The organism is Streptomyces sp. NPDC088794, assembly GCF_044750545.1.
Classification (GTDB): Bacteria; Actinomycetota; Actinomycetes; order Streptomycetales; family Streptomycetaceae; genus Streptomyces.
The window spans coordinates 357440-370882 of record NZ_JBIVKB010000002.1 but is presented as its reverse complement, the minus strand read 5'-3'; the positions used below and the strand labels follow the sequence as shown (position 1 = coordinate 370882).

Genomic DNA, 13443 nt, shown 5'->3' with positions numbered 1-13443 from the left:
CCGGGCGGGCTAGAGGGGGATGTTGCCGTGCTTCTTGGGGGGCAGGGACTCGCGCTTGGTGCGGAGCTGGCGCAGGCCGCGGACGATGTGGCCGCGGGTGTCGGAGGGCATGACGACGGCGTCGATGTAGCCGCGCTCGGCCGCGATGTAGGGGTTGAGGAGGGCGTCCTCGTACTCCTGGATCAGGCGGGCGCGGGTGGCCTCCAGGTCGCCGTTGGTCTCGGCCTCGGCGATGGTGCGCCGGTGCAGGATGTTGACCGCGCCCTGGGCGCCCATGACGGCGATCTGGGCGGTGGGCCAGGCGAGGTTGAGGTCGGCGCCGAGGTGCTTGGAGCCCATGACGTCGTAGGCGCCGCCGAAGGCCTTGCGGGTGATGACGGTGATCAGGGGGACGGTGGCTTCCGCGTAGGCGTAGATCAGCTTGGCGCCGCGGCGGATGATGCCGTCGTGCTCCTGGTCGACGCCGGGCAGGAAGCCGGGGACGTCCACGAAGGTCAGCACCGGGACGTTGAAGGCGTCGCAGGTGCGCACGAAGCGGGCGGCCTTCTCGGACGCGGTGATGTCGAGGCAACCGGCGTACTGCATCGGCTGGTTGGCGACGATCCCGACCGGCCGGCCCTCGACCCGGCCGAAGCCGGTGAGGATGTTCGGCGCGTACAGGGCCTGCGTCTCGAAGAACTCGGCGTCGTCCAGGACGTGTTCGATCACCGTGTGCATGTCGTACGGCTGGTTCGCGCTGTCCGGTACGAGGGTGTCCAGCTCCAAGTCCTCGTCCGTGACGGTGAGATCGGCCTCCTCGGGGAAGACCGGGGCCTCGGAGAGGTTGTTGGACGGCAGGTACGACAGCAGCTGCTTGACGTACTCGATCGCGTCCTTCTCGTCGCCGGCCATGTGATGGGCCACGCCGGACACGGAGTTGTGGGTGCGTGCGCCGCCCAGCTCCTCGAAGCCGACGTCCTCGCCGGTGACCGTCTTGATGACGTCGGGTCCTGTGATGAACATGTGCGAGGTCTGGTCGACCATGACCGTGAAGTCGGTGATCGCGGGGGAGTAGACCGCGCCGCCCGCGCACGGGCCGACGACCAGGGAGATCTGCGGGATCACGCCGGAGGCGTGGGTGTTGCGGCGGAAGATCTCGCCGTACGCGCCCAGCGAGGCGACACCCTCCTGGATGCGGGCGCCGCCCGAGTCGTTGATGCCGATGACCGGACAGCCGGTCTTCAGGGCGAAGTCCATGACCTTGACGATCTTCTGGCCGTAGACCTCGCCGAGGGCGCCGCCGAAGACGGTGAAGTCCTGGGAGAAGACGGCGACCGGGCGGCCGTCGACCGTGCCGTAGCCGGTCACCACGCCGTCCCCGTAAGGGCGGTTGTGCTCCAGGCCGAAGTTGGTGGAGTGGTGGCGGGCGAACTCGTCGAGTTCGGTGAAGGTGCCCTCGTCGAGCAGCAGCTCGATCCGCTCACGGGCCGTCAACTTGCCCTTGGCGTGCTGCTTCTCGACGGCGCGAGCGGAGCCGGCGTGCGTCGCCTCGTCGATCCGGCGCTGGAGATCCGCGAGTTTGCCCGCGGTGGTGTGGATGTCGATCCCAGGGGTCCCTTGGGCTCCTTGGGTCTCTTGGATCTCGTGGCGCTCTTCCGGCTCGGACATCGGGATCGCGGCTCCCTGCCTGCTCAAAAGGGGGGACGGTTACTCATCCGTAGCGTAGTGGTGTGCCTACCAATCGGCAGTGCGGCGTTTGCCACACCTAGGGTGGCTTGCATGACGCCGCGTGATGCCTCAGACGACAGCCGCTGGTCCGACCTCGAACGGCCGCCTCTCAACGCCGTCGCGCTGCGGCGCGGGCTGGTGCGGGAGGGCGGGCTGTGGCGCGATGTGACGGTGGTGCGCAGCACCGGCTCGACCAACTCCGACCTGGTCGCCCTGGCCGGGTCGGGCAAGGCGGACGAGGGCTCGGTCCTGGTCGCCGAGGAGCAGACCGCGGGCCGCGGCCGCCTCGACCGGCAGTGGACGGCACCGGCCCGCTCCGGCCTCTTCTTCTCCGTCCTGCTCCGGCCCGCCGAGGTCCCCGTGACCCGCTGGGGCTGGCTGCCCCTGCTCACCGGCGTCGCCGTGGCCACGGGCCTGTCCCGCTCCGCCGGCGTCGACACCGCCCTCAAGTGGCCCAACGACCTCCTGGTGACGATCGCCGGCGAGGAACGCAAGGCCGGCGGCATCCTCGCGGAGCGCGCGGGCGACGACGCGGTGGTCGTCGGCGTGGGCATCAACGTCACCCTGCGGGAGAACGAGCTGCCGGTCCCGCAGGCCGGTTCCCTGGCGCTGGCCGGAGCGGTGACCACGGACCGCGACCCGTTGCTGCGGGCCGTCCTGCGCTCCCTGGAGGAGTGGTACGGCCGCTGGCGCGCGGCCGGCGGCGACCCGACGGCGAGCGGTCTTCAGGAGACGTACGCGGCGGGCTGCGCCACGCTCGGCCGGGTCGTACGGGCCGAACTCCCCGGCGACCGGTCCGTCACCGGCGAGGCGGTCGCCATCGACGGCGACGGACGCCTGGTCCTCGCGACGGGGGAGGGAGTGCAGGAGCCGGTGGGGGCGGGGGACATCGTGCACCTGCGCCCGGCGTGAGGGTTTTGTCCTTCAGTGGTCGCACAACCCTCCGTTCCGCGGAGTGAGCTACGGCACAGCTGTCGTAGAGTTATGGCCGGTCGATACCTGACCGCGGCAGATCGGAAGGGCAGCAGGCGTGACCGTCGACGACACGGGCTCCGGCGCGGGCGCGGACGGCCGGGTTGACCCGCCCGACAACCCCGGCGACCCCACAGAGAATCCCGGTGAGGACCCGCTCGCACTGCGTCTCGAAGGGCTCATCCTCGGCGCGGAGCGGCGCTACACCCCCTTCCAGGCGGCGCGCAGCGCGGGCGTCTCCATGGAGCTGGCCTCGCGTTTCTGGCGGGCGATGGGCTTCGCGGACATCGGTCAGGCCAAGGCGCTCACCGAGGCGGACGTGCTGGCCCTGCGCCGGCTCGCCGGTCTGGTGGAGGCGGGCCTGCTCAGCGAGGCGATGGCGGTGCAGGTGGCCCGGTCCACCGGGCAGACCACCGCCCGGCTGGCCGAGTGGCAGATCGACAGTTTCCTGGAGGGCCTGACCGAGCCGCCCGAGCCGGGCATGACGCGCACCGAGGTGACGTACCCCCTCATCGAGCTGCTGCTGCCCGAGCTGGAGGAGTTCCTCGTCTACGTCTGGCGGCGCCAGCTCGCCGCCGCGACCGGCCGGGTCGTACAGGCGGCCGACGACGAGGAGATGGTGGACCGGCGGCTCGCGGTCGGGTTCGCCGACCTGGTCGGCTTCACGCGGCTGACCCGGCGGATGGAGGAGGAGGAGCTCGGCGAACTCGTCGAGGCCTTCGAGACGACCGCCGCCGACCTGGTGGCCGCGCACGGCGGACGGCTCATCAAGACGCTCGGCGACGAGGTGCTGTACTCGGCGGACGACGCCGGGATCGCCGCGGAGATCGCGCTGCGGCTGATCGAGACGATGGCGAACGACGAGACGATGCCCGAGCTGCGGGTCGGCATCGCCTTCGGCACGGTGACCACCCGTATGGGCGATGTGTTCGGTACGACGGTGAACCTGGCCTCGCGGCTGACGTCGATAGCTCCTCGGGACGCGGTGCTGGTCGACAGCGCCTTCGCGGAGGAGCTGATCCGCAGCGGCGAGTCGCCCGCCTCGGAGGCGGAGGCCGCCGAGGCCGCGGCCACCGCCGAGAAGGAGGGCGAGGAGCCGCCGACCTACCGGTTCGCGCTCCAGCCGATGTGGCAGCGCCCGGTGCGCGGCCTGGGCGTGGTCGAACCGTGGCTGCTGACACGGCGGGCCGGGACGGCGTAACCCCGTTTTTCGGTACCGGCCCTTTCCGTGGGCCGGCTGGTCAGTGATGCAGCAGGCCCACGCACACGCCGACGATCGGCACGCACAGGCCGGGGTCGCGCGTCGGCTGCGGGGCCGGCTGGGGCGCGGTCGTGTGGGACGGGGCCGGTGCCGGAGCCTGGGTCGCGGTCGGCGTCGGTTGCGGTGCGGGAGCGGTCGTCGCGGGCGCCGGGGCCCTGGGCGCGGTCGTCGACGCGTTGGGCGCCTCCGGGATCGTCGTGGGGCCCGGGGTGAGGCCTGCTCCCGGCAGGGCGGTCGGTGAGGTCGTGGCCGTCGGCACCGGGACGCCCGTGGGCGTGGCGCTCTCCTCGCCCATCACGGAGGTCGCCGACGGGACGGGGCTCGCCGCGAGCGTCGCGGCGGCGTTCGTCGCCCGGTCGGTCCCGATGTCGGGGAGCTGCTGTCCCGGCTCCGCCTCGGCCGCGCCGATCCCGCCGACGCCCGACTCGGGCGCGAGCCGGACCAGGCTCAGCACGCCGGCCGCGAGCGCGATGCCGCCCGCCGCGAAGAGCACCTTGCGGGGGCGTGGCCTGCGGTGCCGCCCGGTGGAGCCGAAGAGACGCGGACCGAGGGCGAGGCTGCCGCTCACCGTGTCCCCGCTGCCCGTCTCCCTGCCGCCGGTGACCCCGCTGCCCGTCTCCCTGCCGCCGGTGACCCCGCTGCCCGTCTCCCTGCCCGCCCTGACCTCGGTGTCCGTCATCGCGATCCCTCCCCGCTGCCCTCGCGCCCCCGGTGCGCCGTGGCGGACGCACGTTATGCGCTGCCGTGGGCGGTGCGACGGGAGTTGGGCGGCTTGTCACTCGAACGGGGAGTCGGCCCCGGAGCGCCCCGGAGCACGCCCGGGAGCCGGACGCGAACCGGCACGGGACGCTCGGCCTTCCCCCGCCCCCGCGCGCCTGCGATGATCGGGACCGGAGCTGTTGTTAACCCGCGTTAACCGGAGGGTGTCATGAGCGAGGAGCGGTTCGGGGAGTTCGTACTGGTACGGCGGCACGAGGACGGACATGTCGCCGAACTCGTCCTGGACCGGCCCAAGGCCATGAACGCCGTGTCGAGGGAGATGGCCCGCTCGATCGCCGCGGGCTGTGCCGCGCTCAGCGCCGACCGGGACGTACGCGCGGTCGTGGTGACCTCGACGCACGAGCGGGCGTTCTGCGTCGGCGCGGACCTCAAGGAGCGGAACTCCTTCACGGACGCCGACATGCTGCGTCAGCGCCCCGGCTCGCGGGCCGCCTACACGGGCGTACTGGACCTGCCCGTCCCGGCCGTCGCCGCCGTGCACGGCTTCGCGCTGGGCGGCGGGTTCGAGCTGGCCCTGTCGTGCGACCTGATCGTGGCCGACCGGACGGCGGTGGTGGGGCTGCCGGAGGTGTCGGTCGGGGTGATTCCGGGCGGGGGCGGTACGCAGTTGCTGCCCCGGCGGGTCGGGGCCGCGCGGGCGGCCGAGCTGATCTTCACGGCGCGGCGGCTGGAGGCCGCGGAGGCACGGGAGTTGGGGCTCGTCGACGAGCTGGTGGAGGCGGGGCAGGACCGCGAGGCGGCGCTGGGGCTGGCCTCCCGTATCGCCGCCAACTCGCCCGTCGGCCTGCGCGCAGCCAAGCGTGCGCTGCGCCTGGGCCACGGGCTCGATCTGCGGGCGGGCCTCGAGGTCGAGGACGCGGCCTGGCGGGCGGTGGCGTTCTCGGGGGACCGGGCGGAGGGGGTCGCGGCCTTCAACGAGAAGCGGAAGCCGCAGTGGCCGGGTGAGTAGTGCGGTGACCGACGGCCACTCACCCCACCGCCGCACCAGAGTCACATAACCACTCAAACCTCCCTAGCCTGGGGTAATGGGTGAGGACAACCGGCTCACGGCCGTCGTCGCGTTGGCGCAGGGCATGGCCGCGGCCCACGGCTCGCGTGAGGCGTGGCGGGCGGCGGCGGCCGGGGCGTGCCGGGCGCTCGGCGGGAGCTTCGCCGCGCTGTCGGTGTGGGAGCGCGAGCGCAGCCGGCTGCGGGTCCTGGTCAACGTGGGGGAGCGGGCCGAGGACGAGGACGAGTTCCCGGACGAGGAGTCGTACCCGGTCCACCAGTTCCCCGAGATCACCGAGTTCCTGCACGAGCGGTGGGCGGGCGGCGGCGAGCCCAACGCCTGGGTGGAGACGGCCGAGGGCCCGGCCGCCGGGGGGCGTCCCGGTTACGTCCATCAGCGCGTCGCCGCCCTGCGCCGCCGGGGCCGCGGCTCCTGTGTCGTCGCGCCGATCGTGCTGCACGGGCGGGCCTGGGGCGAGCTGTACGTGGCCCGGCCGGCCGGCGCCCCCGTCTTCGCGCGGGCCGACGCCGACTTCGCGACCGTCCTGGCCTCCGTCGTGGCCGCCGGGATCGCGCAGACCGAGCGCCTTGAGGAGGCGCGCAGGCTCGCCTTCACCGACGCCCTCACCGGGCTCGCCAACCGCCGTGCCGTCGATCTGCGGCTGGACGAGGCCGTCGAGCGGCACCGCGCCGACGGGACCGTCGTCAGCCTCGTCGTCTGCGACCTGAACGGACTCAAGCGCGTCAACGACACCCAGGGGCACGCGGTGGGCGACCGGCTCCTGGAGCGCTTCGGGTCCGTCCTCTCCCTGTGCGGGGCGATGCTGCCCGGCGCGCTCGCGGCCCGGCTCGGCGGGGACGAGTTCTGTCTGCTCGCGGTCGGCCCGGCCGCCGACGACGTGGTCGAGGCGGCCCGCGAACTCTGCCGCCGCGCCGCCGAGTTGGAGCTGGGCGACGGGGTGGCGTGCGGGGTCGCGTCCACCGCGGACCCGATCGGGCCGGTCCGCTCCGCCCGCCGGCTCTTCCGGCTCGCGGACGCCGCCCAGTACCGGGCGAAGGCGCTGCACGCGGACCGGCCGGTGGTGGCGGGGCGGGAGGGTGTCGACGACCCGGTCGTGCGGCTGGCCGACACCCCCGCGCCGTCGGCTCCGGCGGAGCGGCGCCGGTTCCGGGGCAGGCACACCTGATGGGCACGGGTCTTCCTGATGGACGCCGGTCCCCGCAAGCCCCGAACCGTGTAAGGGTCGTAACCCCGACCCAGTAGTGACATCTCCGTCTTCACTGCGTACGCTCCTGAATATGGATATGCACACTGTGGTGGTGGGGACGTCGGGGGTCACCGCGTCCGACGTTCTCGCCGTGGCGCGCGACGGCGCCCGGGTCGAACTCTCCGCGGAGGCGGTGACGGCCCTCGCCGCGGCCCGCGCGATCGTGGACACGCTGGCGGCCAAGCCCGAGCCCGTCTACGGCGTCAGCACCGGCTTCGGCGCCCTGGCGACCCGGCACATCAGCCCCGAGCTCCGCGCCCAGCTGCAACGCAACATCGTCCGCTCGCACGCGGCCGGCATGGGCCCGCGGGTCGAGCGCGAAGTCGTACGGGCGCTGATGTTCCTGCGGCTCAAGACCGTCTGTTCCGGACACACCGGCGTCCGCCCCGAGGTCGCGCAGACCATGGCCGACGTGCTGAACGCCGGAATCACCCCGGTCGTCCACGAGTTCGGCTCCCTCGGCTGCTCCGGCGACCTCGCCCCGCTCTCGCACTGCGCGCTGACGCTGATGGGCGAGGGCGACGCGGAGGGCCCCGACGGGGTCGTGCGGCCGGCCGGCGAGCTGCTCGCCGAGCACGGCATCGCCCCCGTCGAACTGCGCGAGAAGGAGGGCCTCGCCCTTCTCAACGGCACCGACGGCATGCTCGGCATGCTGGTCATGGCCCTCGCCGACCTCGACATGCTCTACAAGTCCGCCGATGTCACGGCCGCGTTGAGCCTGGAGGCCCTGCTCGGCACCGACAAGGTGCTCGCCCCCGAACTGCACGCCATCCGCCCGCATCCGGGCCAGGGCGCCAGCGCCGCCAACATGCTGGCCGTGCTGAAGGGTTCGGAGCTCACCGGCCACCACCAGGACGACGCCCCGCGCGTCCAGGACGCCTACTCGGTGCGCTGCGCCCCGCAGGTCGCGGGCGCCGGCCGGGACACCATGACGCACGCCCGCCTGGTCGCGGAACGGGAGTTGGCGTCGGCGGTCGACAACCCCGTTGTGCTGCCCGACGGTAGGGTCGAGTCCAACGGCAACTTCCATGGCGCGCCGGTCGCTTACGTCCTCGACTTCCTCGCCATCGCCGTCGCCGACCTCGCCTCCATCGCCGAGCGCCGTACCGACCGGCTGCTCGACAAGAACCGCAGCCACGGGCTGCCGCCGTTCCTCGCCGACGACGCCGGCGTCGACTCGGGCCTGATGATCGCCCAGTACACGCAGGCCGCGCTGGTCAGCGAGTTGAAGCGGCTGGCCGTACCGGCGTCCGCGGACTCGATCCCGTCCTCCGCGATGCAGGAGGACCACGTCTCCATGGGCTGGTCTGCGGCCCGCAAGCTGCGCACCGCCGTCGACAACCTCGCGCGCGTGCTCGCCGTCGAGCTCTACGCCGCCTCCCGCGCGGTCGAGCTGCGCGAGGGTCTGACCCCCGCGCCCGCCTCGCGTGCCGTCATCGACGCCGCGCGGGCCGCCGGTGTCCAGGGGCCGGGCCCCGACCGGTTCCTGTCCCCGGACCTGGCCGCCGCGGACGTGTTCGTGCGCGAGGGAGCACTGGTGGCCGCGGCGGAGACGGTCACCGGACCGCTGCAGTAGCGGATTTCGCCTGTGGAACCCGGGGCCCGTTCGTCGTCGAACGGGCCCCGGAACACTGTTACTTGAGCTTGGCCGCCTGGGCCTTGATCAGCTCCGCCGGGATGTCGTACGTGACCTTCTCGCCGGCCATCGCCGCCAGGCTGAGCGAGTAGTACGCGGCGACCGTGGAGCCGTGCCGCACGACCTCGCCGTGCACCGTGGTCATGTCGCCCTCGACCGGTCCCGACACCGCGAAGGCGATCGACTCGTCACCGGTGCCGGAGGCCTTCTCGGCGACGACCTTCGTGAACTTCTGGGTGTCCTCGCCCGGCGCCGAGACCGAGAACCCGCTCGCGCAGCCGGAGACCGCGTCCGACACGGACTTCAGCGTCTCCTGGGCGCCCTCGCCGTCGTACGAGGAGAGCGAGACGATCGACATCGTCGAGTCGAGGATGTCCTGGAGGTTGTCCATGGTGGCGTCCAGGTCCTCGTCGGAGGTGCCCGTCGGCGTCGGCTCGGTGCTCTTCTCGGTGGCCATCCGGTTCACGTACGCGCTCTCGTCCGCGCCCGGCGCGAAGCCCGTGAGGACGTAGGCGAGCGGCGCGCACTTGGCGTCGACGACCTTCACCTTGTCCTTGGACTCGGCGAACTTGCCCCCGGTGTCCGCGGATTGGACGTCGAACCCGTCCAGATCGCCCTTGGCGATGATCAGCTTCCCCAACTCGGCCGCGCTGAGCGCCTTGGCGGCCGTCGTCGACGAGGAGTCCTTGTCCCCCGAGGAGCTGTCGCTCCCGTTGTCCTTGGATTCCCCGCCGCACCCCGTGATGAGGGCGAGCGACAGCGCTGCCGCCGTCGCGGTGGCGCCTATGCGCACCCTCGATGATCTCTTCATGAGCGGACTATGAAGTCCTGGTCAAGGAAACGTCAAGCGGGTTAGAACCCGAGCCGTTCGCGACGCACCGAGTAGACGACGAACCCGGCACCCAGCGTGAGGAACAGGGTCCCGCCGACGACGTACGGAGTCGTGTCGAAGCTGCCCGTGTCGGCCAGCCGGGTCTCGCTCCCGACCGCCTCGTCGGACGCCGGGTCGGTGTCCGCGGAGGTCTGGTCCGCGGTCTGCTCCGAGGTCTGCGAAGTGGCCCTGGCCTGCGTCGTCGCGGTCGCCGATGGCTGGTCTCTGACCGGGGTGTCCTGAGTCGCGTTGGCGGACGGGACGAACCACAGGGCACCCAGCAGGGTCCCCGCGGCGGTGGCGGTCAGCAACGGACGGCGAACGGATGACACGGAATATCGATCCCCTTGTGGCGCTGGCGAATTGGCCGTGTGGGCCGATGTTAGTGAAAGGAGCGGGTCACGGGAAAGTCACGGGAGCTGTGGGCCTTACGCTCCCGGCATGAGCCTTGAAGAGACCTCACGATTTGTACGGCTTCGCGTGGAACTCGTCCTCGAAGTCGACGACGCGGACGCCGTGACGAAGGCCGCACTGCGCCGGATCGCCGCGGAGGACGATATGCCGGCCGATGAGCGGGTACACGCCGAGGACGCTGTGACGGAAGACACCGCCGAGGCGCTCGCGTATCTGGTCGATCCGTTCGACCTGGTCAGCGAGGTGCCCGGGGTCGAACTCGCGCAGGCCTCCTGGTCGAGCGAGCCGATCGACTACGACCCCGATTCGCCGGATTGGGATCTGGACGAGGATGATGACGAAGGAGATGTGGAGGACGACGTCGAGGACGACGGGGTCGGCGAGGCGCCGCGCGGCGCCTCCTGACGCGACTTGGGGAAAACGTGACCCCGGGTGGCAACCGCCGGCCGGGGTTTCGTCGTCTCAGGTGGCGCACGGACCGACATCCGCACCACCCGCCCCGGCGGACGTGGCGTGCCCCACATGTAGCGGGATTTTGCAACGGGAGATCCGGTCGTAGCGTTGAAGTTCGTTGACGGGGGTTGCGTGTCGGCGAGGACCTTCATGGTCGACGGGGACCTTCGTGCTCACGGGGACTCTCGGGGTTTTGGGGATATCGGCAGCGATGGAGAAGCGTGTGATGACGGACAGTAAGCGGCGCAGGGGCCTCTCGGTCGCGGCCGCACTGCTCGGCGGTGTGCTGGTGCTCTCGGCGTGTTCCAGCGGCGGTGACGACGACGCCTCCAGCGGGAGCAGCGAGTCCTCGCAGGCCAAGGCGGACGAGGCGGCGGCCAAGAAGACGTCCGTGGCCGACATCAAGATCACGCCCAAGGACGGCTCGGACAACGCGTCGATCAACAACTCGGCCGCGGTGACCGTCAGCAAGGGCACGCTCACGACCGTGTCGATGACGACGGCCGACGGCGCGAAGGTCGCCGGCGAGCTGTCGGCTGACAAGACCAGCTGGAAGCCGACCACCCAGCTGGAGCGCTCGACCACCTACAAGCTGGCCGCCGCCGCGAAGGACTCGGACGGCCGCGTCGCCCACGAGAACGCCTCGTTCACCACGGTCTCCCCGGCCAACAGCTTCATAGGGAACTTCACGCCGGAGGACGGCTCGACCGTCGGTGTGGGCATGCCGGTGTCGATCAACTTCGACAAGGCGATCACCGAGAAGGCCGCGGTCCAGAAGGCCATCACGGTCTCCTCCAGCAGCGGCCAGGAGGTCGTGGGGCACTGGTTCAACGCCAACCGCATCGACTTCCGCCCCGACAAGTACTGGACCGAGAACTCCACCGTCACGCTGAAGCTCGCGCTCGACGGCGTCGAGGGCGCGTCCGGTGTCTACGGTGTGCAGCAGAAGACGGTGACCTTCAAGATCGGCCGTAACCAGGTGAGTTACGTCGACGCGAAGACCAAGCAGATGAAGATCACGCACAACGGCGCGACGATCAAGACCATCCCGATCTCGGCCGGTTCGCCGGAGAACAAGACCTACGAAGGCATCATGGTGATGTCGGAGAAGTTCAAGGAGACGCGCATGAACGGCGCGACCGTGGGCTTCACCGATGACGACGGCAAGGGCGAGTACGACATCAAGGACGTGCCCCACGCCATCCGGCTCACCAACTCCGGCACCTTCGTGCACGGCAACTACTGGGGCGCCAAGTCCGTCTTCGGCAGCGTGAACACCAGCCACGGCTGCGTGGGCCTGTCCGACACCAAGGGCGCCAACGACACGGGCACTGCGGGCTACTGGTTCTACACCCACTCCATCGTCGGCGACGTGGTGGTGGTCCAGAACACCGGCGACAAGACGGTCTCCCCGGACAACGGCCTCAACGGCTGGAACCTGAGCTGGGCGGACTGGAAGGCCGGATCGGCGGTCTGATCTGCCAGGAGTACACAGCTTTCCGATGCCGCCCCCAGGGGCGGCATCGGTGTTTCCGGGACTCCGCACAGCCTTCTCATCGTTCTTTTATGTCGGCCTTATCCAGTCATCACGCGCTGTACCTAGCTTGCGGCCATGTTCTTCACCTACCTGAGGCGCGAACTGCGCCGCCGCAGAAAGGCGGCCCTCGTCGTCGCCTCCGGGCTCGCGCTGGGTATCGCGCTCGTCATCGTGGTCAACTCCGTGTCCTCCGGCATGGGGAAGGCGCAGGACAAGGTCCTCCAGTCGCTGTACGGCCTCGGTACGGACATGACGGTCACCAAGGCCGCCGCCGCCTCCACGAGCACCACGGACCGGCCGCGCTTCAACTTCGACGCGCAGGCCGACGGTTCCGACTCCGAGCAGAGCAGTGACCGCGTGATGGTGCAGGGCTTCCAGACCCTGGCGAACACGACGGTCTCCAAGGTCGGTTCGCAGAGCGGTGTCTCCGACGCCGTCGGCGGGCTGAGCCTCCAAGTCATCAAGGTCAACGGGCAGTTCACCCGCGGCCAGTTCCAGCAGCAGGGCGGCGGCGGCCAGAACGGCGGCGGTCAGAACGGTGGCGGCGGCGGTCAGCCGCAGGGCGAGGTCCAGGGCGGCGGCGCCAACTTCGACGTCAACAGCTACTCCGTCTACGGCGCCGACGTCACCAAGCCCGCCCTCGGCCCGCTGACCTCCTCGAAGATCACCAGCGGCCGTACCTTCAAGACGACGGAGACCAACTCCAAGGTCGTCGTCGTCGACTCGGCCTACGCCAAGGAGAAGAAGTACAAGGTCGGCTCCACGATCACCATCAAGAAGGTCAAGTTCAAGGTGATCGGCATCGCCACCGCCGACAGCGGCGACTCGGCGGCCAACCTGTACATCCCGCTCACGCAGGCGCAGACGCTCAGCGACTCGAAGAACAAGGTCACCACGATCTACGTCAAGGCGACCGACTCCCAGCAGATCAGCTCGGTCAAGTCGACGATCCAGAAGAACGTCTCGGGTACGACGGTCACCACCTCCGCCGACCTCGCGGACACCGTCTCCGGCTCCCTCTCCACCGCCTCCTCCCTCGCCACCAGCGTCGGCAAGTGGCTGTCGATCGCGGTCCTGATCGCCGCGTTCCTGGTCGCCGGACTCCTCACCTCCTCCGCCGTCTCCCGTCGCGTCCGCGAGTTCGGCACCCTCAAGGCCCTCGGCTGGAAGTCCGGCCGCGTGACCCGCCAGGTCGTCGGCGAAGCGGTCGTCAACGGTCTGCTCGGCGGCGCCCTCGGCATCGCCGTCGGCCTGGCGGGCGCGTATGTGGTCACGGCCATCAGCCCCACCCTGTCCGCCCAGATGGGCAGCACCGGTGGCGGTGGCGGTGCGGGTGGTCCCGGCGGCGGCGGTGGCGGCGGCTTCGGCGGCCCGGCCCGCGCGACCGCCAAGACCCTCGATGTCGCCCTCACCGCCCCGGTGAGCGTCACGACGGTCGTCCTCGCGGTGGGCCTCGCGGTGGCGGGTGGCCTGATCGCCGGCGCGTTCGGCGGCTGGCGAGCATCGAGGCTCCGCCCGGCGGATGCTCTGCGTCGCGTGGAGTAGCGGCTACTTCGC

General features: G+C 71.1%; 12 protein-coding genes. 8 read left to right on the top strand and 4 right to left on the bottom strand.

Translation table 11 applies throughout. The features are described 5' to 3' along the window. Positions 1 to 9: 9 nt before the first annotated feature. On the bottom strand, positions 10 to 1647 hold the full coding sequence (locus ACIP6U_RS06260) for an acyl-CoA carboxylase subunit beta (RefSeq protein ID WP_401713661.1): 1638 nt from the start codon (positions 1645 to 1647) through the stop codon (positions 10 to 12). A gap of 111 nt (positions 1648 to 1758) precedes the next feature. Between ACIP6U_RS06260 and ACIP6U_RS06255 the strand changes: the two genes are divergently transcribed. Together ACIP6U_RS06255 and ACIP6U_RS06250 are read left to right on the top strand one after the other, a co-directional pair. Next, positions 1759 to 2619 carry a biotin--[acetyl-CoA-carboxylase] ligase gene (locus tag ACIP6U_RS06255; RefSeq protein WP_401713659.1) on the top strand — a complete coding sequence of 287 codons (861 nt, stop codon included), beginning with the start codon at positions 1759 to 1761 and terminating at the stop codon, positions 2617 to 2619. A 118-nt stretch (positions 2620 to 2737) separates the two neighbouring features. Continuing rightward, on the top strand, positions 2738 to 3880 hold the full coding sequence (locus ACIP6U_RS06250) for an adenylate/guanylate cyclase domain-containing protein (RefSeq protein ID WP_401713658.1): 1143 nt from the start codon (positions 2738 to 2740) through the stop codon (positions 3878 to 3880). Between the two features lie 40 nt (positions 3881 to 3920). Here the strand turns inward: ACIP6U_RS06250 and ACIP6U_RS06245 are convergent, their stop codons facing one another. Then, on the bottom strand, positions 3921 to 4619 hold the full coding sequence (locus ACIP6U_RS06245) for a hypothetical protein (RefSeq protein WP_401713657.1): 699 nt from the start codon (positions 4617 to 4619) through the stop codon (positions 3921 to 3923). 249 nt (positions 4620 to 4868) lie between these two features. On the opposite strand from ACIP6U_RS06245, the gene ACIP6U_RS06240 reads away from it, so the two are divergent. The 3 genes from ACIP6U_RS06240 to hutH all read left to right on the top strand — a co-directional run bounded on the left by ACIP6U_RS06240 (position 4869) and on the right by hutH (position 8551). Further along, positions 4869 to 5669, top strand: coding sequence for an enoyl-CoA hydratase/isomerase family protein (locus ACIP6U_RS06240; protein WP_401713655.1), 801 nt, complete (start codon positions 4869 to 4871; stop codon positions 5667 to 5669). 76 nt (positions 5670 to 5745) lie between these two features. Continuing rightward, positions 5746 to 6894 carry a diguanylate cyclase domain-containing protein gene (locus ACIP6U_RS06235; RefSeq protein WP_401713653.1) on the top strand — a complete coding sequence of 383 codons (1149 nt, stop codon included), beginning with the start codon at positions 5746 to 5748 and terminating at the stop codon, positions 6892 to 6894. A gap of 118 nt (positions 6895 to 7012) precedes the next feature. Continuing rightward, entirely contained in the window at positions 7013 to 8551 is a 1539-nt protein-coding gene (gene hutH / locus ACIP6U_RS06230) for a histidine ammonia-lyase (protein ID WP_401714407.1), read from the top strand. A 58-nt stretch (positions 8552 to 8609) separates the two neighbouring features. Here the strand turns inward: hutH and ACIP6U_RS06225 are convergent, their stop codons facing one another. Both ACIP6U_RS06225 and ACIP6U_RS06220 read right to left on the bottom strand, forming a co-directional pair. After that, the gene (locus ACIP6U_RS06225; RefSeq protein ID WP_401713651.1) at positions 8610 to 9422 is read right to left on the bottom strand and encodes a hypothetical protein; all 813 of its coding nucleotides are present in this window, start codon (positions 9420 to 9422) and stop codon (positions 8610 to 8612) included. A 41-nt stretch (positions 9423 to 9463) separates the two neighbouring features. Further along, complete coding sequence (locus tag ACIP6U_RS06220) at positions 9464 to 9814, bottom strand: hypothetical protein (RefSeq protein WP_401713650.1); 351 nt, start codon at positions 9812 to 9814, stop codon at positions 9464 to 9466. Positions 9815 to 9923: 109 nt separating this feature from the next. Between ACIP6U_RS06220 and ACIP6U_RS06215 the strand changes: the two genes are divergently transcribed. From ACIP6U_RS06215 to ACIP6U_RS06205, 3 genes are all read left to right on the top strand, one after another. Continuing rightward, positions 9924 to 10301 carry a hypothetical protein gene (locus ACIP6U_RS06215; protein ID WP_401713648.1) on the top strand — a complete coding sequence of 126 codons (378 nt, stop codon included), beginning with the start codon at positions 9924 to 9926 and terminating at the stop codon, positions 10299 to 10301. Positions 10302 to 10560: 259 nt separating this feature from the next. Continuing rightward, a complete protein-coding gene (locus ACIP6U_RS06210) occupies positions 10561 to 11826 on the top strand; it encodes an Ig-like domain-containing protein (protein ID WP_401713646.1) in 1266 nt (421 codons plus the stop codon). 135 nt (positions 11827 to 11961) lie between these two features. Continuing rightward, positions 11962 to 13431, top strand: coding sequence for an ABC transporter permease (locus tag ACIP6U_RS06205; protein ID WP_401713645.1), 1470 nt, complete (start codon positions 11962 to 11964; stop codon positions 13429 to 13431). The last annotated feature ends 12 nt before the right edge of the window (positions 13432 to 13443 follow it).